Source organism: Bacteroides sp. AM54-2NS (assembly GCF_003602935.1).
Classification (GTDB): domain Bacteria; phylum Bacteroidota; class Bacteroidia; order Bacteroidales; family Bacteroidaceae; genus Bacteroides; species Bacteroides xylanisolvens.
The window spans coordinates 16,547-36,940 of the sequence record NZ_QTMZ01000035.1 but is presented as its reverse complement, the minus strand read 5'-3'; the positions used below and the strand labels follow the sequence as shown (position 1 = coordinate 36,940).

The 20,394-nt window shown below is 35.5% G+C and carries 20 protein-coding genes; all 20 read left to right on the top strand.

Annotated elements, in window-relative coordinates; all coding sequences use genetic code 11:
* A complete protein-coding gene (locus DXA05_RS18760) occupies window positions 1-1,527 on the top strand; it encodes an oligosaccharide flippase family protein (RefSeq protein ID WP_128859495.1) in 1,527 nt (508 codons plus the stop codon).
* Window positions 1,524-2,711, top strand: a complete 1,188-nt coding sequence (locus tag DXA05_RS18755; RefSeq protein ID WP_120068612.1) for a Coenzyme F420 hydrogenase/dehydrogenase, beta subunit C-terminal domain — start codon at window positions 1,524-1,526, stop codon at window positions 2,709-2,711. The genes DXA05_RS18760 and DXA05_RS18755 overlap by 4 nt, the downstream gene beginning before the upstream one ends.
* A gap of 9 nt (window positions 2,712-2,720) precedes the next feature.
* Complete coding sequence (locus tag DXA05_RS18750) at window positions 2,721-3,881, top strand: polysaccharide pyruvyl transferase family protein (RefSeq protein ID WP_128859494.1); 1,161 nt, start codon at window positions 2,721-2,723, stop codon at window positions 3,879-3,881.
* Complete coding sequence (locus DXA05_RS18745; RefSeq protein WP_128859493.1) at window positions 3,878-5,128, top strand: Coenzyme F420 hydrogenase/dehydrogenase, beta subunit C-terminal domain; 1,251 nt, start codon at window positions 3,878-3,880, stop codon at window positions 5,126-5,128. Before DXA05_RS18750 ends, DXA05_RS18745 begins: the two co-directional genes overlap by 4 nt.
* An 11-nt stretch (window positions 5,129-5,139) precedes the next feature.
* Window positions 5,140-6,276 (top strand): polysaccharide pyruvyl transferase family protein, encoded by a 1,137-nt coding sequence (locus tag DXA05_RS18740; protein ID WP_128859492.1) that lies wholly within the window; start codon window positions 5,140-5,142, stop codon window positions 6,274-6,276.
* A gap of 131 nt (window positions 6,277-6,407) precedes the next feature.
* Window positions 6,408-7,601: an O-antigen ligase family protein gene (locus DXA05_RS18735; protein ID WP_165861533.1), complete on the top strand. Its 1,194-nt coding sequence runs from the start codon at window positions 6,408-6,410 to the stop codon at window positions 7,599-7,601.
* Window positions 7,579-8,565, top strand: coding sequence for a glycosyltransferase family 8 protein (locus DXA05_RS18730; protein ID WP_165861532.1), 987 nt, complete (start codon window positions 7,579-7,581; stop codon window positions 8,563-8,565). Before DXA05_RS18735 ends, DXA05_RS18730 begins: the two co-directional genes overlap by 23 nt.
* Window positions 8,566-8,773: 208 nt before the next feature.
* Window positions 8,774-9,895 (top strand): glycosyltransferase family 4 protein, encoded by a 1,122-nt coding sequence (locus tag DXA05_RS18725; protein ID WP_128859491.1) that lies wholly within the window; start codon window positions 8,774-8,776, stop codon window positions 9,893-9,895.
* Window positions 9,896-9,899: 4 nt separating this feature from the next.
* On the top strand, window positions 9,900-10,466 hold the full coding sequence (locus DXA05_RS18720) for a 4Fe-4S dicluster domain-containing protein (protein WP_128859490.1): 567 nt from the start codon (window positions 9,900-9,902) through the stop codon (window positions 10,464-10,466).
* Window positions 10,457-11,110 (top strand): Coenzyme F420 hydrogenase/dehydrogenase, beta subunit C-terminal domain, encoded by a 654-nt coding sequence (locus DXA05_RS18715; RefSeq protein WP_165861531.1) that lies wholly within the window; start codon window positions 10,457-10,459, stop codon window positions 11,108-11,110. Before DXA05_RS18720 ends, DXA05_RS18715 begins: the two co-directional genes overlap by 10 nt.
* On the top strand, window positions 11,107-12,144 hold the full coding sequence (locus tag DXA05_RS18710; protein WP_128859488.1) for a polysaccharide pyruvyl transferase family protein: 1,038 nt from the start codon (window positions 11,107-11,109) through the stop codon (window positions 12,142-12,144). The genes DXA05_RS18715 and DXA05_RS18710 overlap by 4 nt, the downstream gene beginning before the upstream one ends.
* Window positions 12,145-12,154: 10 nt before the next feature.
* Entirely contained in the window at window positions 12,155-13,126 is a 972-nt protein-coding gene (locus DXA05_RS18705; protein ID WP_128859487.1) for a glycosyltransferase, read from the top strand.
* Window positions 13,127-13,370: 244 nt separating this feature from the next.
* Entirely contained in the window at window positions 13,371-13,673 is a 303-nt protein-coding gene (locus DXA05_RS18700) for a hypothetical protein (protein ID WP_284515619.1), read from the top strand.
* A gap of 38 nt (window positions 13,674-13,711) precedes the next feature.
* A complete protein-coding gene (locus DXA05_RS18695; protein WP_128859485.1) occupies window positions 13,712-14,890 on the top strand; it encodes a glycosyltransferase in 1,179 nt (392 codons plus the stop codon).
* A 46-nt stretch (window positions 14,891-14,936) separates the two neighbouring features.
* Window positions 14,937-16,007, top strand: coding sequence for a radical SAM protein (locus DXA05_RS18690; protein WP_120068578.1), 1,071 nt, complete (start codon window positions 14,937-14,939; stop codon window positions 16,005-16,007).
* 4 nt (window positions 16,008-16,011) lie between these two features.
* Window positions 16,012-16,197 carry an acyltransferase family protein gene (locus DXA05_RS18685; protein WP_128859484.1) on the top strand — a complete coding sequence of 62 codons (186 nt, stop codon included), beginning with the start codon at window positions 16,012-16,014 and terminating at the stop codon, window positions 16,195-16,197.
* 17 nt (window positions 16,198-16,214) lie between these two features.
* Window positions 16,215-16,994: an acyltransferase family protein gene (locus DXA05_RS18680; protein ID WP_128859483.1), complete on the top strand. Its 780-nt coding sequence runs from the start codon at window positions 16,215-16,217 to the stop codon at window positions 16,992-16,994.
* A gap of 19 nt (window positions 16,995-17,013) precedes the next feature.
* Window positions 17,014-18,096, top strand: coding sequence for a glycosyltransferase family 4 protein (locus DXA05_RS18675; RefSeq protein ID WP_128859482.1), 1,083 nt, complete (start codon window positions 17,014-17,016; stop codon window positions 18,094-18,096).
* 25 nt (window positions 18,097-18,121) lie between these two features.
* A complete protein-coding gene (locus DXA05_RS18670) occupies window positions 18,122-19,528 on the top strand; it encodes an undecaprenyl-phosphate glucose phosphotransferase (RefSeq protein WP_128859481.1) in 1,407 nt (468 codons plus the stop codon).
* A 53-nt stretch (window positions 19,529-19,581) separates the two neighbouring features.
* Window positions 19,582-20,388 carry a polysaccharide biosynthesis/export family protein gene (locus DXA05_RS18665; protein ID WP_128859500.1) on the top strand — a complete coding sequence of 269 codons (807 nt, stop codon included), beginning with the start codon at window positions 19,582-19,584 and terminating at the stop codon, window positions 20,386-20,388.
* The last annotated feature ends 6 nt before the right edge of the window (window positions 20,389-20,394 follow it).

Sequence of the window (20,394 nt, the reverse complement as noted above, 5' to 3'; positions counted from 1 at the left end):
ATGTCAGATACCTCAATTAATAACAAACGTATAGCCAAGAATACACTTCTTCTGTATTTTCGTATGTTTTTCATGATGGCGATTACACTCTATACAAGTAGAGTTGTTTTGGCAGCATTGGGTGTTGAAGATTTTGGTATTTATAATGTGGTTGGTGGTGTGGTAGCTATGATGGGGATTCTTAATGGAGCAATGTCTGTTTCTACTCAACGTTTTCTCACTTTTGAATTAGGGAAAAATGATAAGATACGGCTGAAGCAAGTATTTAGTATGTCTATGAGTATATACATATTATTTGCAATCATATTAGTCCTTTTAGCTGAAACCATTGGCCTTTGGTTTCTTAACACATATTTGGTGATTCCTTCCGAAAAAATGGAAGCAGCAAATTGGGTTTATCAGTTTTCAATTATTTCAGCTGTCATAACCCTTTTATATAACCCTTATAATGCAATGATTATAGCTCACGAACGAATGAAAATTTATGCTTATGTGAGCGTTTATGAAGCTATATTGAAGCTGACTGTAGCCCTATTAATCCAGTTTCTTGCGGATGACCGACTGTTTTATTATGGACTTTTTCTCTTGATAGCATCGTTTATGGTCACTCTAACTTATTTCATTTATTCGGTACGATCATTCGAAGAGGCTAGATATACGTTTTATTGGGAGAAAGAATTATTTAATCAGTTATTGTCTTATTCAGGATGGAATATGTTTGGCTCTATTGCTAGTTTAGTCAAAGGGCAGGGTTTGAATATCTTGCTTAATCTGTTTTTTAATCCTTCTGTGAATGCGGCACGGGGCATCGCTTTTCAAATAAACTCTGCTGTCAGCCAGTTCTTTACAAATTTTTATACGGCAGTGCGCCCACAAATTACAAAGTATTATGCACAAGACGATATAGAGAATATGACGAAACTTGTCTTTCGTAGCTCAAAATTTTCATTTTTCTTGATCATGTTTATTTCGCTGCCACTTATAGTGGAAGCTCCTTTTGTTATTAAATTGTGGTTGGGACAAATACCTGAATATGTGATACCTTTTATGCGTCTCATTATTTTGATTACAGCGGTGGACGCAATGGCTACTCCGTTAATGACCACGGCGCACGCAACTGGAAATATCAAGCTCTATCAATCTGTAGTTGGTACATTGGTAATGTTTAATATACCTATTTCTTATGTAGCCCTTGAATTAGGATATTCTGCAGTTTCCGTGTTTTATATATCACTGGTTATTTCTATTATTAGTCTTTTTCTTCGATTATGGATTGTAAACAGACTTTTGGATTTTCCGGTTATCGATTATATGAAAGACGTTTTTGGACGTTGTACTCTTTGTTCTCTGTTGGGTGCAATTATCCCAGTATTATTAGCTTCTAGATTAGGTACTACTTTCTTATCTTTTTGCTTGGTATCTATCGTGTCCTTATTCTCAAGTAGCTTAACTATCTGGTTCATCGGATTAAATGCTACTGAACGATCTCAATTGTTGACTATAGTAAAGAAAAAAATAAAAAGATGATTCAACTCGCCCCTAAAAATCTATGTACGGGATGTGGCGCATGTGCTTTTGTCTGTGGTAAGAACTGTATTGTGATGAAAGAGAATGAAGTAGGCATTGTTTATCCGGAATTGGAAATGTCTAATTGCGTACAATGTGAACGTTGCCAAAAAGTTTGTCCTATAATTGAGAATGTGGATTCTCGAAAATCTTTAACTGCTTATGCAGCATGGAGTAGTAATGAGAATGAACGAGCTACCAGTGCCTCTGGAGGTATTGCTTCTGAAATATACAAGATGGCCATTGCGAACGGTTATCTTGCAGCCGGGGCGGTCATTAATAATGATTTTTATGTATCGATGCAGTTGACAGATTCTATGGAAGATGTGGGACTCTTTAAAAATTCGAAATACGTATTTAGCAGTGCAATAGAGCTTTATCCAAAACTTCGTATTCTTCTGAAAGAAGCAAAAAAGGCGGTAATTATAGGCTTACCCTGTCAAATAGCTGCTATACGGAAGCTTTTTAAAGACAATGAGAATCTTTTGTTGATAGATGTTGTATGTCATGGAACTACACCGTACAGCTACCTAAAGCAACATATTGCTATGTTGGAAAAGAAATATGGTGAAGTGGCGAAACGAATGTCATTTCGTGATCCGTCTCTATATACTTATACTTTCACTTTCACTTTATATAATGCCGATAATAAACGTTTTTATGCGCAGCGGACAAAGGATGGTGATACTTATCAATTCGGTTATCATCGGATGGTGAGTTATAGAGAAAATTGCTATTACTGTAAGTTTGCCAAAAGTGAACGAATTTCAGATGTTACATTGAGTGATTATAAAGGATTGGGAACGATGGCGCCATGTACTTTCAGTGCTCAAAAAGTATCAAGTGTTTTAATTAATACCGATAGAGGCAAAACCTTTATCGAATCACTCATAGCTACTGGAAAAATAAAGGCAGAGGAAAGGCCTGTTGATGAGCCTGTTCAAGGTGATGAACAACTACGCCGTCCTTCCACCAAAAGTAAATATAGACTATATTTCGAGAGGGATATACAAGTATTTAGAGGAAATTTTGAGATTGCAATTCAGAAGGCTCAAAATCAATATATTCATGATGAAAAAATAAAAAAAATGATATCTTATCCTAAACGGATTGTTCGTAAACTATTAAAAGTAATCCATATATAAAATCGAAAGATGAAGAAAATAGGTATTATTACTATTCATAATTCTCCGAATTATGGAGCTAGTTTGCAGGCTTTTGCTTTATATGAATACATTCGTCAACAAGGTGCTGAAGTGGAAATTATTGATCTTCATAGACCTAATGCCCATGTTGATTATATTCAAAGTAAGAAGTATCTACCCTATCGATTACAGAAGAAAAGTGGTGCCAACCAACTAAAAATAATGGTAAAGAAGTTACTATATACAATTGTTTATGGGAAAAAAAAGGCATTTACAATGGGGTATTATGATGATGCTCTTATGAAATTTAAAGTTTTTAATTCTGCAATTAAGATGTCAAAACCATATAAAAGTGTGGACGCTATATATGCAGATCCCCCTGTGTATGATGTTTATATAACAGGTAGTGATCAATTGTGGAATCCAACTCAGCGATTCTGCTTAGAGCCTTTTTTCTTGACTTTTGCTCCTAATGATGCTGTGAAAATATCTTATGCGTCAAGCATCGGGATTTCTTCATTGACCAATAGAGAGAAGAATGACTTTAAAAGATGGTTGCCGAGCTATAATGCGATTTCTGTAAGAGAGAAACAAGCTCAAAAAATGCTCAATGAAATATTGATAGGGAAGAATGTATTTCAGGTTTCTGATCCTACATTTTTGTTGGATAGAGACTTTTGGAAAAAAATGGCAATTGTTCCAGCTAATAGAGAGCCTTACATTTTACTTTTTCCATTGATGCATGATGTTTACTTGCTTAAGTTCGCTATTCGTATGGCACATGAAAGTGGAAAAAAGTTAGTGGTTGTGGACCAAAAAAAAAATGTAGAAGGAAGTTATGTTCTGATAAAGGATGCTGGTCCTTGCGAATGGCTCGGACTTATAGCTAACGCTGATTTAGTATTGACAGATTCTTTTCATGGAACAGTATTTTCTATTTTGTTAAGTTCTCACAATTTTTATTCATATATTGCTCCTACCAATAAGAGGGGGGCACGTATTACCGACTTATTAGATACTTTTGAGTTAAGTGATCATTTGCTTAGTTCATCTTTAGAGGAGAGTTATCAGCAGTTATCATCAAATATCCCCAGCAAAGAAATAATTTCTAAAATCTTTCAATGTGAGCAGGAGAAGTCTCGTCTGTTTTTAGACAAATATATCCAATGAACATATCAAAAATACATAATTGCTATGGTTGCGGCGTTTGTGCTATCTCTTGTACAAAGAATATTATCAGCATAGAGCTAAACGATAACGGTTTTTATGAGCCTAGGATAAGTGATGTGAATAAATGTACAGATTGTGGTTTATGCTTTGACGTGTGTGCTTATTCACATGAAGAAATTAGTCTTCAAAATTTAGAGATTCACAGTTATGCCGCATGGAGTAATGATCATGCGGTTCGACGAAAGTGTAGCAGTGGAGGTGCTGGATTTGAATTAGGGCGCGTGATGTTATCTGAAGGGTATAAAGTGTGCGGAGTGCGATATAATGCGGAAGTTGCACGTGCAGAGCATTACATTGCTACCACTCTTGAGGAACTCATCCAAAGCATAGGGAGTAAGTATATCCAAAGTTATACTGTTGACGGCTTTAAGGGGATTAATCGGAAGGAAAAATATTTGGTAACGGGGACCCCCTGTCAAATTGATTCTTTCAGAAGATATATTCGCAGATTTAAAGTAGAGGATAATTTTGTACTGATGGACTTCTTTTGCCATGGTGTTCCTTCTATGTTTGTATGGCAAAAGTATCTGAAAGATGTGGAAAATGTAGTAGGTAAAGTTATTTATGCTTCTTGGCGTAACAAGCGGTGGGGTTGGCATGATTCTTGGGCTATAGGAATAGATGGTGAAGAGTATGGTGAAAAGGTGAATTGGCATGATTCTTACAATATGTTAATAAAGGGAGAGAAAAGTTTCCTAAATTCACGTTTGTCACAAGGTGATAAATTTTACGCTCTTTTCTTAGGTGATGGCTGTTTGGGGAAGGCTTGTTATGATCATTGTAAATATAAATATGAATATTCTTCCGCTGATATTCGTATTGGTGATGCTTGGGGTACATGTTATAAGAAAGATGAGGATGGAGTGAGTGCTGTTATTGCATTTACTGCAAAAGGAAATGAATGGATCAAAAAGGCTAATTTGCATATAGAACAAAAACCTTTTGATGTTGTAGCGGAATTGCAGATAAAAAAGGCTTCTAAGAGAACGTTGATAACAAAAATATTGATGAAAGAACTTAAAAAAGAAAGTTCAACAATCGATGATGTGTATGCTATACAGTTGTTGTATAATAAACTGAAAAAGTTGACTCGAAGGATGGGTAACCCTAAACAATCAATAGTGAATCTTTTTAATAGATTTTCAAGTTCGCGTTCTAATAAACTGAATGCACCGCGCCAACTTTAAAATAACAGTATATGAATATTAAGATTATAACATGTCATGACGTTTATAATTATGGAGCATCATTGCAAGCGTATGCTTTGCAAACCTATTTGAAACAAAAGGGACACGATGTTGAAATTATAGACTATTTGCCAGCATATATGGATAAAGCTTATAGTTCGAACTTTAATAGATATATGTCAATTCCTAAAATGTCTCCTTTGTACAAATATAAGGATAATGCATTCTTTAGAATTGTTTATGCTATAAGGAAATATTTGCCACAATTATGTAAAATTGTACGGCAGAAAGGGCGGAAGCAGGCTTTTGACAGGTTTAAGCATGCTTATTTGCATCTTACGGATCATTATGTAGAATATAAGGATTTGAAGGATGTACAATGGGTGGCTGATGTTTTTATTGTTGGAAGTGATCAAGTGTGGAATCCTTTATTTAATAACGGAAGAGATCCTTCTTATTTTTTGCAGTTTGGTAGTTTGGAAACCAAAAGAGTGGCGTATGCTGCGAGTTTTGGGGTATCAACTTTAGAAGAGCAAGATGTAAAAAGAATGAAAGAGTGGCTAAAGAGCTTCTCGGCCATATCGGTAAGAGAAACTACTGGATTAAGGCTATTATCCAATATAGGGATATTAGAAGGCCAACATGTTGTTGATCCCGTTTTTCTACTATCTCCAAAGGATTGGGACATATTAATCCAAGATAGAAATTCACGTGTTCCGGCTTACGTTTTAGTATACAATCTAGGGCAAGTTGATGAGTCTATTAAAAGTTGTGCACAAGAATTAGCACGGAAACATAATTTGTCTATTCTATCCATAGAAGATAGTAATAAAATTAAATATGCAGATAAAATTGTAGAAAATGCGGGGCCTATAGAATTTGTGAGGTACATTAAAGCAGCGAGGTATGTTGTAACGAATTCATTTCATGCGACGGCTTTTTCATTAAAATTTAATGTTCCTTTTTATGTGTTCATCAAAAATGTAACTTCTTCACGAATTTCCGATGTGTTGAATTTAGTTGCTCTTCAAGAGCGGTTGAATGCTACATCTTTTGAAATGGAAATAGATTGGACAAAAATTAATCTGAAAATGGGAAACTGTATAAAAAGTTCGAAAAAGTTTATAGATGATATTCTATGCTTATAATTAAGGTTCTTTCTATTGCACTAATATTGCTATGTGTTTATAAGATATATAATAGCAAAAATTATCTGCATTGTTTTATGTGGTTTATGCTTGGTATGTACTTGATACATCCGAACGCGGAACTTTTTCGTATGTCTTATGCTGGATCAAGATTAGTACTTATTTTTGCTTTTATAGCAAGACTGTTAAAAGATCATACATTTTCTTCAGTTATAAATAGATTTCCTCTTAAAATAGAGTTGCTTCTAATGTTTGTATTTCTGCTTATTCAACCTCTTTTTACGGGATGGTCAGGCATTAAAGGTGTAAATTGGGCAATTCAGGATTTCTTGTCAACCTATTTTCTTTTCTTTTTGGGTTTTGCATCTCTTCCATCCAATGTGAATATCTGGAAGAATATAAAAAAATATATATATATTATTCTTCTTGTCGTAGTACTTGTTGGTTATATGAGTTATTTTATGACAGAGAATTTTGTTACTCTTGCTCATTCAGCATCGGGTGAAATATTATGGAGTTCTGAGAGAGCTTTATCTGAAAGGGGATTTAGAAGTACAGGTACACAGTTTTCTCCTAATATTTTTGGCTTGATTAATGTAACTCTTATATTATTGCTTTTTCATTTTGAGAGAAAAAATTATGTAAAACTGATAGGCACAGGTTTGTTACTGATGAATATATTCTTTTGTGGAACACGAGCTCCTTTTGTTGTATTGCTCCTTTCATTAATTGTGTATGGATTCCTCATTAATAAAAAGCAAATGTTAAAGTCTTTGTGTTTGGGATTGCCTTTTCTGGTTGTATTTATATATTTTTTGAGAGATATACCAATTGTCCAATCATATGTTGAAGGTGTACTTGATATTTTGTTGACAGGTGGTGAAAATACAGGAGGTAGTTCTGTAGAACTTAGGAACTATCAAATGGCGACGGCCTTAATGTATTTTGCGGAAGCTCCTTTGGTGGGGCATGGTATATATTATACGATGAACCTAATTAATGAAGATGGACTTTTTTATAATCGTTATAATTCGTTGTTGGCAGGAGCAGAAGGTTATCCATTTTATTTATTGATAGATTATGGAGTTATTTATATTACACTTGTAATTTCTTTTATGGCTAGAGTTGCTTTGTATTTTTATCGGAATTTGAATATTCATCGTTCTATCGCTATAGCATTGCTTTTTGCTGAAATATTATTTGTAATGACCTCACAACCTGCCCACTCATGGGAAGTGCTATTTCCTTGGTTGGGGTTGTTTATGAGATATGTTTATAATTCAAATTTGGAAAAGAAAACTCATGGATATTGTATTAGCTTGTGATAATAATTTTGCACCTTATTGTGCTACAACAATAGCTTCTGTTGCAGATCATAATATAGGAACCTGTTTTTATTTGTTAACGGATAATCTTAGCAATGACAATGCGGTAAAACTTAAAAATATGACTGAGGATATGGGTAGTTCTCTTCAGATTATATATGTAGACTCTAGATTGTTTGGAGATTTTCCTATGCCGTCATCTCCAGGCTTATCCCATATAAGTCTGGCCACTTATTTTCGACTTTTTATACCGTTACTTCTTCCTTTATCCGTAGAAAAGTTAATTTACTTAGATTGTGATATTATAGTACGTCATAGTATAGCTGAGTTATATGATACTGACATTGAAGATTATCTGCTGGGAGCAGTTTATCACAATGATAAACTATCTGTGAATAATGGTGCTTTCAAGCGTCTTCATATACCGGTTGAACAAGGCTATTTTAATGCGGGGGTTCTACTGATTAACCTTAAGAAATGGCGAGAGGAGCATATTTATGAAAAAAGTATTGAATTTCTAAGGAATAATAGTGAGAGTATCGTTAATCACGATCAAGATGTATTGAATGTCGTATGTGGAAAGAAAACTAAGATGTTGTCATACACTTGGAATACTATGAACTATTTTTTTATGAAAAATTTTCAATTATCACAGGATAGAGTTTTGAAGATATATCAAAAAGAAGAACAAACGAATGTGATCGACCCTACAATAATTCACTTTGCTTCACGCCCCAAACCTTGGGAGAGATTATGTATACATCCGTTTGTGTGTGAATTTGATAAATACTTGCGGCTTACACCTTATAAAGGGATAAAAAAGAAGAAAAATTCTGTAGGTGAATTCTGGAATTTGGTGGTTAAACCCATGATTTTAGGTTATCATCGTTATACCTATATTAGAGTTTGTGGCTGTCGAATATATATTGGTTGGTTACCAATATTAAAAAAATATAGAGATTGATTGAGACTAAATGAAAATAGAAGAAATATGAGTTTCACGTTTTGTCAAAAGTTGGCGGTTGTTCAACCTTCGCATGGTTTAAAAAATAACGGTCAAGTAGTGAAGAATTTGAGAAATAATGTAAGCTATAGCTCCAAAACCCCAGGAATACTGGAGCTAAGGATTATTGTTATAGGGGTTGGATACTTACGATATATACCTTTTTTATATGAATAAGAAAAAAATATCTTGGATAACTCCAAGTTGTTTCATTGATGTAGATTTGCCAATTATAAATCTTTTAGCCAAAGATTATTTTATTGACTGGCAAATAGTGGTGGAAAATAATCAGGAGATCGATTATGAGTTATATGTAAAATCTGTACTGAAAGACAATCCTAATGTTCTGGTTTATTTTTTCTATTTAACGCATCGACTTAGGAGCCCTCATAATATAATTGATTTAATACGTATCATTAAAAGAGCTAGAGCATTCCTTCCAAATTTGTATTATATTTCAGCAGCTATGCATCCTTATGGCACTATGATGTATCGTTTAATGCTTCCTAAAAGAAATGTCGTTATCGCATGTCACAATGTTTCTACTCCAAGAGGAGCTAATTCGGAAAAATGGGCTAAAAAACTAACTAATATGTGGATTCGTAGTTTTAAGAATATTCAGGTATTCTCAAGAAGTCAGGAAGTAATTCTCAAAGAGAAAGTTCATGGAAAGAATATTCTAATGGCACATTTGGCTTTAAAGGATTATGGAGAATCTACTATTGAAGTAAATAAAAAGGAAGAACGGACTTTTAGATTTTTATTTTTTGGAAATATTGTTGCATATAAGCGGGTTGATTTATTGATTGAAGCTGCAAATATTTTGCATGATAGAGGTATTGAAAACTTCAAAGTAAGGATTGCTGGTAGCTGTAATTGTAATTGGGAACAAAACTATGCATCGTTTATAAAGTGTCCAGATGTGTTTGAACTAATGATTAGACGAATTCCTAACGAGGATGTAGCTAATATGTTTGCAGATAGTCATGTTTTTGTTATGCCTTATCAAGATATAGCCCAAAGTGGGGCTATAACGGTAGCATTTAGATATAATGTCGTTACATTGGTCTCTGACATTCCTCAATTTAAAGAGTTTGTAGAAGATGGAGTGACGGGATTAGCATTCCAATCTGGAAATGCAGGTGATTTAGCGGATAAAATGCAGTGGTGTATAGAAAACAGGGATGTGCTTTTAAAAGAATTTTCTGTTAATCAAAAGAATTTTGTAGAAAAGGAGCTTTCACTAACCAGTATTGTTGCGAAATATAAAGACTTCTTTTCTAAATTGTAAATTTATGAGTTTTGTACCTCGACTTGCTACAGATAAACAATGTACAGGCTGCTTTGCTTGTATAGATGTGTGCAATAAAAATGCTATAAATATAGTTGAACATTATGATGGGCATCGGTATGTAGAGATAGATAAAAGTAAATGTGTTGGTTGTGGCATGTGTGAACAAATCTGTCCGGTCGTCTCGAATTTCGAATATCAGCAAAGTGAATATTCTGATTTCTATGCAGCTTGGGCAAAAAATAGAACACATCGAAAGACTAGTGCTTCAGGTGGTGCTTTTTATGCAATGGCATCTTCTGTAATAGAACAAGGGGGTGTTGTGTTTGGAGCAAAAATAGAAGAACCTTGTTACGTTCATCATCAGGCGATTGAGACTAAGGAAGAATTGAGTTGTTTGCAGGGATCAAAATATACACATAGCAATGCATCTGGAAATTATAAACTTGCTTTGAAATATTTGAAGGAAGGTCGAATGGTTCTTTTCTCGGGCACAGGTTGTCAAATTGCTGGACTATTATCTTTTTTGAAAGATAGACCTATAAAGGGAATCTGGTTACGGTGGATTTAATTTGTGGTGGAATTCCTTCTAGAATTTTAATTGATAAATTTATTAGTCAGGCACCGTATAAAGTGAAGCGTGTTTTGTCATTTCGTACAAAGGAAATAGGATGGAAACCTAGAGGATTTCGTTATAATTTGAAAGTCGAAGATGAAAATGGTAAAATTTATGATTATGCAAATAAAAATAATTTAATTACTACTGGGTTTAGTCTCGAATTAACGAACAGGTATTCTTGTTATGACTGTCCTTTCGTTGGAAAAAATCGCAAATCAGACTTTACCATAGGGGATTATTGGGGATGTATTAAATATGATGAAGAACATTTTGATGGTATATCGTTGATTATAGCTCATACTGATAAAGCGAGGCAGTTCCTTTCGTCATTAAGAGATTCTTTATTTTATGATAAGGCTGATATGAACTTAGCCATATCTCATAATCATAGATTGGTAACAGGACATTCGATTCAGCAATATTTTTTAGAACGAAAGTTATTGGCTTTCCTTTCTTCACAATTAAGTGACAGCACATTTTCAAAAATATATGCAAATACATTTTCAAATAAAAGTCCATGGATACTGTTGAAAGTGATTCGGAAAGTTTACGGAATAGTAGTAAATATTATAGATAGAATAGGACATAAGCAATGAAAATCGGATTATTAACATATCATAAGTCGTATAATTGTGGAGCAGTGTTGCAAACTTATGCCACATGTCGGCTTCTTAAGGAATTGGGACATGAAGTAGAGTTGATAGACCTTAGGCAGCCAGAACCTATAAAGTTGAGACAATTGATTTTTATTCCTCGCTTTATTAAATTTTATAGGTTTTGCAAAAAGTTTTACCCATCGCTTACACGGCATTATAAGACAGTGGAGGAGCTTAGAAAGGCAAAGTTGGATTATGATTGTTTATTGGTAGGAAGTGACCAAACATGGAATCCTTTAATTAGTCGTGAACAATGTTTAGCCTATTTTCTTGATTTTGGAGGGGAGCAGGTTCGCAGAGTGTCGTTTGCTTCGAGCTTTGGGGTGAATATGTGGCCGGAGAGCCATAAAGAGCTACTGCCTACTATAGATAAACTTCTTCATCGTTTTTCGGGCATATCTGTGAGAGAAGTTACGGGCCAAAATATATTAAAGCAGCAATTTAGCCTTGATAGTAGCTTAGTGCTTGATCCTACAATGTTACATTCTTCTTATGCGGAAATTACTTCATCTATTACTCCCAATCACCGCATTGTCTGTTATCTCTTGAATCGTAATGATTGTCAGCTTGATATGGCACGTTATCTTTCATACAAGATGGGTATACCGGCTCGTATGATATTTAATGGATATCCTTTGAGAGGGTTTGAATATTGTTATCCTCCTGCTATAAAAGGATGGATAGAGCAGATTGGTGGAGCGGAGGTTGTAGTGACAGATTCCTTCCATGGATTAGTGTTTAGCTTGCTTTATCATCGTCAGTTTGCTGTGATTCCTATAGCGAATGGATTATCGAGCCGTCTGCTGGATTTGCTTGATTTAGTAGGACTAGAAGATCATGTGTTTACTTCACAGGAGGAGTTGGAAAAGAACATGGAGGTGCTTCAGCGTCCGATTGATTATGAGAGGGTAGACAGTATATTGGCTATTTATAGAGAACGGTCAATTGACTTTTTGCGTAATGTTTTAAAATAAGGATAGTAAGATGGTATACATATTACATGGCTTTTCTAATGTGGATAGTGAGTTTAAGCCCCGAAATTTGCGACAAGAGGTGCACTATATTGAATCGCCTCGTACTAAGAAACGTATCGTGGGTTGGACGATAGGCTGTTTTCGAGCTCTATGTTGTTCCCGAAAGGGGGAAACAGTGTTTTGTTGGTATGATTTTCAAGCTGTATTACTTTATTGGATGTGTCTTTTGACTTTCCAGCGTAGAAATATTGGTTGTCTCAATATTCTTTTAAAAAAGAAAGATACTATACAAAATCGCATTGTGTCGAAAATGTATCGCAAAGCTTTAATGTCGAAATATTTCCATGCCAGTGTAACTTCTTCTCATTATGGAGAATTGTTGAAAGAGTGGTTGTGTCTTGATTTTAATTATACTGTAATTCATGACCCTTATCATGAAAAATGGGAAAGAAAATGTGAATCGTTGAATCATGATATATTTGTAGGTGGAGGAAATTCAAGAGATTGGTCTTTTATGCTAGAAGTGGCAAAACAAATGTCTGATGTGAAATTTTTATTTGTAATGAATAGCTTAGACTATCGTATGTATAAAGAATATATAACAGAGAACATTAAGGTGAAATGTAATCTGCCCTTTAATCAGTTTCTACAAGAGATGGCTAATTCCGCCATAGTAGCAATGCCACTGACAACCGAAACTCCGGCAGGATTATTGGTGTTGTTTCAAGCAGCGGGAAGTAAGAGATTTGTTATTACCACCTCAACCGCCACAACGAGAGCATATATTACTTCTGATCGGGGGTGTGCTTTGGAACGTGATGTGAAGCAATGGAAAGGTGCTATTCGTTATTATTTATTGAATGAGAAAGAACGTAATGATAAGGCACTCAAGCTCCACAAGTTTCTAAAAGATGTTTGTGGAAGAGATAATTTTGATTCTGGCATTCAAAAAATCGTGGACTTATGCGAATCAAATTATTAGTCAAGTATCTGATTGGATGGCTTAAATGCAGATTTAATCACATCGAGTGTGGAGATTGCTGTTATCTCGGGATTAATTTAAATATAATCAATAAGGGGAATTTTAAATTGGGAGATAATGTAAAGTTCCGGCCTCGTCGGATGTTTATATAAGTCGGAATGCTCTTTTGTCTATAGGAGACCACACAGAGATAGGCAATCATTCCACAATATCAGCACATAACATTGTGATAATAGGAAAAGGAGTGCTAACCGGTCCTCATGTATTTATAGCAGACCATAATCATGAATATAGAAATCCGGATGTTTATATTTATAAACAAGGATGTAGGGCTGGTAAGGATGATCGTGTACTGATAGATGATGGCACTTGGCTTGGAACAAATGTAGTCGTAGTGGGCAATGTCCATATTGGCAAGCAATGCGTAATAGGGGCAAACTCTGTAGTGACCAAGGATATACCGGATTATTGTGTAGCAGCAGGTAGTCCTGCAAAAGTGCTTAAAAGGTACAATTTTGAAAGTAAAGAATGGGAGAGGTTTAGATAACTAAATTGTATGATTAGAAAAATACTCAATTATTTCTTATGAAAATATTATTGGCAAACAAGTTTTATTATCGTCGTGGTGGTGATTGTGTCTATACGCTTAACCTGGAGTTATTGCTACGAGAGTATGGACATGAGGTAGCGATATTTGCAATGGATTATCCTGATAATTTGGAAACTCCATGGAGAAAATATTTTCCGAGTGAAGTGAAGTTTAAACCCGGATTAGGAATGTTGGAAGCTTTTCTGCGTCCATTGGGAACAAATGAAGTAAAAAGAAATTTCTGTGCATTATTAGATGAATTCAAACCTGACGTAGTACATTTGAATAATATTCATACGCAACTTTCTCCCATAATTGCTGAACTAGCACATGAAAGAGGAATTAAAGTTGTATGGACTCTACATGATTTGAAGCTTCTTTGTCCTCGTTATGATTGTCTTCGTAATGGAAAAATAGCCTGTGAAGAATGTTTTATGGATAAACGTAAGGTGCTTGAGTATAAATGTATGAAGAACTCTATTGTTGCTAGTTTCTTAGCTTATAAGGAAGCAGTATCATGGAATCGTGAGCGTTTGGAGAAATGTACAGATATATTTATTTGCCCAAGTTTATTTATAGCGAATAAGATGATACAAGGAGGCTTTGATAAAACAAAAATGTGTACACTCTGTAATTTTATAGATATAGAAAAAACAAGGAAGCAAGAGTATAATAAGTTGGATTATTATTGTTTTATAGGTCGTCTATCTAATGAAAAAGGGGTGGTTACATTGGTAAAAGCAGCTCGTCAGTTGCCATATAAATTGAAAATTATTGGTGAAGGCCCCCTGATGGAAGAGTTGAAAATACTGTGCAAAGGAACAAATATCGAACTTGTAGGCTATAAACAATGGCCGGAAATAAAAGAACTATTAGGATGCGCTCGTTTTAGTGTTATTTCATCGGAATGTAATGAAAATAATCCACTTTCAGTGATTGAAGCACAATGTTTAGGAACTCCAGTTTTGGGAGCGTGCATTGGAGGTATTCCCGAATTGGTAGAAGAGGGAAAAAGTGGAATGTTGTTCAAATCAAAAGATATAGTGGACTTAAAAAAGAAAATTGAGATGATGTTCACATATACGTTTGATTACGAATCATTGGCCAAAAAATCACAAGAAAGATACTCTGCTGATACTTACTATAAACAGCTGATGAAGATTTACACCAAGTGATGAGGAAACATATTTCTTTCGTATATATTTAAAATCTTATTATATTATGACTACAAATAATATCCCGTGTCCTACGGACGCGAGCATTATTCTGACGTATCGTTGCCCGATGCGTTGCAAGATGTGTAATGTGTGGCAGTATCCCACAGAAAAGAGTAAAGAAATACAGCCAGAGGAGTTACGTACACTTCCGAAGCTGAAATTTATAAATCTGACAGGTGGCGAGCCTTTCATTCGTGAGGATTTGGATAAGATTGTTGAAGAATGCTATAAACATACGGATCGTATTGTGATTTCCACTTCCGGATGGTTTGAAGACCGTGTGGTAGCATTGGCTAAGAAATTCCCTAATATCGGTATTCGTATTTCTATCGAGGGATTAAGTTGCAAGAATGATGAGTTGCGTGGTCATGCGGGTGGCTTTGATAAAGGGTTGCGTACGTTATTGACGCTGAAAGGTATGGGACTGAAAGACATCGGTTTTGGATGTACAGTATCCAATAATAACTCAAAAGACATGCTTTCGCTTTATCAATTGAGTAAGTCATTGGGAATGGAGTTTGCTACAGCCGCTTTTCATAATTCGTATTATTTTCATAAAGATGATAATGTGATAACGAATAAAGACGAAGTTTGTAAAAATTTTGAACAGCTGATAGAATGGCAATTGAAAGAGAATCATCCGAAAAGCTGGTTCCGTGCTTTCTTCAATATGGGACTAATCAATTATATAGAAGGAGGTCGCCGTATGCTGCCTTGCGAAGCCGGTTCTGCCAATTTTTTTATTGAGCCTTATGGCGATGTGTATCCATGTAATGGTTTGGAAGAAAAATACTGGATGAAGAAAATGGGTAATATCCGTGAGACTCCGAACTTTATGACTATTTGGGAAAGTGAACAAGCACAGCAGGTGCGTGATATGGTACGTAAATGTCCGAAAAACTGCTGGATGGTGGGTACTGCTTCTCCGGTGATGCATAAATATATTAAGCATCCGTTGAAATGGGCATTGAAGAATAAATTCTTGAGTATACAAGGTAAGCCTGCGTGTCTGGACAAATGTTGGTATAATGTGGGACAAGATCCTTGTCAGGGGGATTTAAGAAATAAGTTCTAAAAAAATGAATAGAATAATATTTCTTGATATAGCGAAAGCAATCTGTATTATATTGGTTGTTGTCGGACATTATATGCCTGATAATTCGCCAATGTGGTATGTGATGCTCAATAAGGTGATTTATACATTTCACATGCCACTTTTTATGTTTGTCAGTGGATATGTCTACATTGCTACTAAAAAGATATAAGTTATGGTTCTTTTTTAATGAAGAAAGTGAAGAGACTGATGATACCTTATTTCACAACGTCAGTAATAGTAATCACCATAAAACTACTTACACAAGATTTTATGCTTGTAGAGCACCCTGTAACCCTTTTATCTTTTTTTGAAATATTGTATTTGCCGGTAGCAGGCTATTTCCTTTGGTTTATTTGGGCTTTGTGGTGGATGTTTGTTATTCTTCCTTTCTTCAAAACAAAGACGAGCCGTGATGTACTCTTCTTAGTGAGTGTTTTATTACATTTCATTCCTTTAGAGGTAACATCGCTATTTTGTTTGGAGCAATTTAGAGGAATGTTGGTGTACTTCATGTTCGGTATATTTGCTTTTGAAAATCGGTGGTTATATTACTTTATCGTAAATTTTAAATGGAGTAAGTTGGTGTGTGCTGTACTGCTTTTTATATCAATGGAAGTTATATACTTTCTGAACATGGATGAAAATATAAACATTGTACTTCCTTTCATTGGAATATGGTTTATCATTGAAGCTTCAAAAAGTATTAGTAAAAGATGGGGTGAGGTGAATAAGAATAGTTGGTTGATGTTGGTGTCAGCATCTTCTTATATCATCTATCTTTTTCATACGACCTTTGAAGGAATCACCAAAGCCATGCTTCATAGGATTCCTTTTAATAGTGGTTTATGGTATGTGTTTGTATTCGAATCTATTACTGTTGTACTGATGGGAGTAATAATTCCGATGATACTTCACCGATGGGTCTTAAAAAAATATAAGATAACAAGAATACTTTTTGGTTTGTAATCTGCAAAAAGAATTATAAATGAAAGTCGTAGTAACCGGTACTCGTGGAATCCCTAATATTCTTGGTGGTGTCGAAACACACTGTGAGGAACTTTTTCCTCGTATTGCACAAAAAGGCATTGATATAACTATTATTCGCCGTAAAAGTTACGTTCATGATTCGCTTACAAGATATAAAGGTGTGGAGCTAGTAGATATAGAGACTCCCAAAAAGAAGTCATTCGAAGCTATCATCCATACATTTAAAGCAATTATGAAAGCTAAAAGTCTACATGCGGATATTGTACATATTCATGCTATCGGTCCAGCGCTATTGACTCCTTTGGCACGTTTACTGGGTATGAAAGTTGTATTCACACATCATGGTCCAGACTATGACCGGGACAAATGGGGGAAGGCTGCCAAATTTATGTTGAAAGCGGGTGAACGCATGGGATGTATGTTTGCCAATGAGGTAATCGTTATTTCGGAGGTTATCAATGATATTTTAGTACGTAAGTATAACCGAAAGAATTGTCATCTGATATACAATGGAGTGCCGACATCGGACAAGGTGAAGGATACAGATTATTTGGCGGAACTGGGGATAGAACCGCAGAAGTATGTCTTTGCCATGGGACGTTTTGTTCCAGAAAAGAACTTTCATCAGTTGATTCGTGCTTTTGCAGCTCTGAAACAACAGAGCTATAAACTGGTGCTTGCAGGTGATACAGATTTTGAGGATGATTATTCAAAGAAACTGAAGTCTTTGGCAAAAGAGAATGGGGTAATCCTGACTGGTTTTATTAAAGGTACTAAGTTGCATGAACTGCTGACTCATGCCCGTTGTTTTGTTTTGCCGTCTTCTCATGAAGGTTTACCTATCGCTTTATTGGAGGCGATGAGCTATGATCTTCCAGTAATTGTGAGTAATATCCCTGCAAACCTGGAAGTAGGGCTGGCTTTTGATTGCTATTTTCAGACAGGGAATGAAAAGCAACTCCAGGAAAAATTACAAAAGAATTTAGTGCAGGATTTTTGTCCTGTCCATTATTCAATGGATGAATATAACTGGGATAGAATAGCAGAACAGGTTGTTTCTGTATACAAAAGTATGTTTTAATTTTTATATATTTAAGTTTGTTGTTATGCAGGAAGTCCAACGTTTTAACAAAGTCCTAAAATCTTTGGTCCTTTTGGGGGATCTTATTTTGCTGAACCTGCTTTTATGGGGATTTAATTTGTTACTGGGTACCCGTTTCTGGTGTATCCATTGCGGTTCTATTTTTCAGGGAATGACTCTTATTACTCTGTGCTATTTACTTTGTAACATGCATTCAGGTGTTATTCTTCATCGTCCTGTGGTGCGTCCTGAACAGATCATGATCCGTGTCTTACGTAACATGGTTCCTTTTGTCTTTTTTTCGGTTTGTACGTTGCTTGTTTTTCATTTTCATTTTTCTCATTCCCGCTATTTCGGACTCTTTTATGTTACACTGATAATTGTCATTATTAGCTACCGCCTAATTTCCCGTCATTTTCTGGAGCTTTATCGGAAAAAGGGAGGAAATGTCCGCAAGGTTGTATTAGTTGGGAGTCATGAGAATATGCAGGAACTTTATCATGCGATGACAGATGATCCTACGTCTGGTTATCGTGTACTGGGTTATTTCGAAGATTTTCCTTCGGATCGATATCCGCAGGATGTTCCATATTTGGGACAACCCAATGAAGTAAGTGTTTTTTTAGAAAAATATACGGGAGAGATCAATCAGCTTTACTGTAGTCTTCCTTCTGTGCGCAGTGCGGAGATTGTTCCTATCATTAATTACTGTGAAAACCATCTGGTTCGTTTTTTTAGTGTTCCTAATGTCCGTAATTATTTGAAGCGTAGAATGCATTTTGAATTATTGGGGAATGTTCCTGTACTTTCTATTCGTTGTGAGCCATTGGAATCACTGGAGAACCGTATTATCAAGCGTGCTTTTGATGTTGTTTGTTCAGGGTTATTTCTTATTACGGTTTTTCCGTTCGTTTATATATTCTTTGGAATTGCGATCAAGTTAAGTTCTCCCGGTCCTGTTTTTTTCAAACAAAAACGCAGTGGTGAGGATGGCCGTGAATTCTGGTGTTACAAGTTTCGTTCAATGAAGGTTAATGCGCAATGTGATACTCTTCAAGCCACGGAAAACGATCCTCGTAAAACACGTATTGGAGAGATTATGAGGAAGACTAGTGTAGATGAATTGCCACAATTTATCAATGTATTGAAAGGGGATATGTCTATTGTAGGTCCCCGTCCACACATGTTGAAACATACGGAGGAATATTCCAATCTGATAAATAAGTTTATGGTTCGTCACTTTGTAAAACCCGGGATAACGGGTTGGGCCCAAGTGACGGGCTTTCGCGGTGAGACGAAAGAACTCTGGCAGATGGAGGGACGTGTGCAGCGTGATATCTGGTATATAGAGCATTGGACTTTTTTATTGGATTTATATATCATGTATAAGACGGTGTATAATGCCATACACGGAGAAAAAGAAGCATATTAGAAAATTAAAAATTAGGAATTAAAGGGCGTTTAATTATGAATTTAAGAATTATGATGAGAAGACTTAACAAAAGAAATTCGTGGCTACTATTGTTGCCATTCCTATTGGCTGCCTGCCAGTCTTATAAAAAGGTTCCCTATTTTCAGAATGTGGAAGTTGTGAACGAGGTAGAACAACAGGAAAAATTGTATGATGCCAAGATCATGCCCAAGGATTTGTTGACTATTGTGGTATCGTGTACTAATCCTGAACTTGCGATACCTTTTAACCTGACAGTTGCCAGTAATGCCGGAATAGCCGTGAGTACTTCGTCTTATGTGACTACTCAACCTGTATTACAGCCTTATTTGGTAGATAATGAAGGAAACATAAATTTTCCGGTGTTAGGAGAATTGAAGTTAGGAGGCTTAACGAAAAGGGAAGCAGAACAGCTGATTATAGATAAATTGAAGCCTTACATGAAGGAAACTCCCATTGTAACGGTGCGTATGGTAAATTATAAGATATCTGTTATCGGTGAGGTTACCCGTCCCGGAACTTTTACTATTTCCAATGAGAAGGTAAATTTGTTGGAGGCATTGGCCATGGCAGGTGATATGACAGTATACGGTCTTCGTGATAATGTAAAGTTGATTCGTGAAGACGCAAACGGCAAACAACAGATTGTAACCTTGGACTTGAATAAGGCCGAAACCATTCTTTCGCCTTACTATTGGTTACAACAGAATGATATTATCTACGTAACTCCTAATAAAGCAAAAGCTCGAAATTCAGATGTAGGTAACAGTACCAGTCTTTGGTTCTCTGCTACCTCTATTTTGGTATCCATTGTCAGCCTATTAGTAAATATTTTAAAATAATGATTT

What these genes read in the sequence shown, in the direction of transcription:
- DXA05_RS18670 (WP_128859481.1), top strand. Translation starts at nt 18,122, where the DNA reads ATGCAGGAAGTCCAACGTTTTAACAAAGTCCTAAAATCTTTGGTCCTT.
- DXA05_RS18745 (WP_128859493.1), top strand. Translation starts at nt 3,878, where the DNA reads ATGAACATATCAAAAATACATAATTGCTATGGTTGCGGCGTTTGTGCT.
- DXA05_RS18710 (WP_128859488.1), top strand. Translation starts at nt 11,107, where the DNA reads ATGAAAATCGGATTATTAACATATCATAAGTCGTATAATTGTGGAGCA.
- DXA05_RS18735 (WP_165861533.1), top strand. Translation starts at nt 6,408, where the DNA reads ATGTCTTATGCTGGATCAAGATTAGTACTTATTTTTGCTTTTATAGCA.
- DXA05_RS18705 (WP_128859487.1), top strand. Translation starts at nt 12,155, where the DNA reads ATGGTATACATATTACATGGCTTTTCTAATGTGGATAGTGAGTTTAAG.
- DXA05_RS18750 (WP_128859494.1), top strand. Translation starts at nt 2,721, where the DNA reads ATGAAGAAAATAGGTATTATTACTATTCATAATTCTCCGAATTATGGA.
- DXA05_RS18695 (WP_128859485.1), top strand. Translation starts at nt 13,712, where the DNA reads ATGAAAATATTATTGGCAAACAAGTTTTATTATCGTCGTGGTGGTGAT.
- DXA05_RS18730 (WP_165861532.1), top strand. Translation starts at nt 7,579, where the DNA reads ATGGATATTGTATTAGCTTGTGATAATAATTTTGCACCTTATTGTGCT.
- DXA05_RS18675 (WP_128859482.1), top strand. Translation starts at nt 17,014, where the DNA reads ATGAAAGTCGTAGTAACCGGTACTCGTGGAATCCCTAATATTCTTGGT.
- DXA05_RS18755 (WP_120068612.1), top strand. Translation starts at nt 1,524, where the DNA reads ATGATTCAACTCGCCCCTAAAAATCTATGTACGGGATGTGGCGCATGT.
- DXA05_RS18720 (WP_128859490.1), top strand. Translation starts at nt 9,900, where the DNA reads ATGAGTTTTGTACCTCGACTTGCTACAGATAAACAATGTACAGGCTGC.
- DXA05_RS18690 (WP_120068578.1), top strand. Translation starts at nt 14,937, where the DNA reads ATGACTACAAATAATATCCCGTGTCCTACGGACGCGAGCATTATTCTG.
- DXA05_RS18685 (WP_128859484.1), top strand. Translation starts at nt 16,012, where the DNA reads ATGAATAGAATAATATTTCTTGATATAGCGAAAGCAATCTGTATTATA.
- DXA05_RS18680 (WP_128859483.1), top strand. Translation starts at nt 16,215, where the DNA reads ATGAAGAAAGTGAAGAGACTGATGATACCTTATTTCACAACGTCAGTA.
- DXA05_RS18760 (WP_128859495.1), top strand. Translation starts at nt 1, where the DNA reads ATGTCAGATACCTCAATTAATAACAAACGTATAGCCAAGAATACACTT.
- DXA05_RS18665 (WP_128859500.1), top strand. Translation starts at nt 19,582, where the DNA reads ATGAGAAGACTTAACAAAAGAAATTCGTGGCTACTATTGTTGCCATTC.
- DXA05_RS18725 (WP_128859491.1), top strand. Translation starts at nt 8,774, where the DNA reads ATGAATAAGAAAAAAATATCTTGGATAACTCCAAGTTGTTTCATTGAT.
- DXA05_RS18740 (WP_128859492.1), top strand. Translation starts at nt 5,140, where the DNA reads ATGAATATTAAGATTATAACATGTCATGACGTTTATAATTATGGAGCA.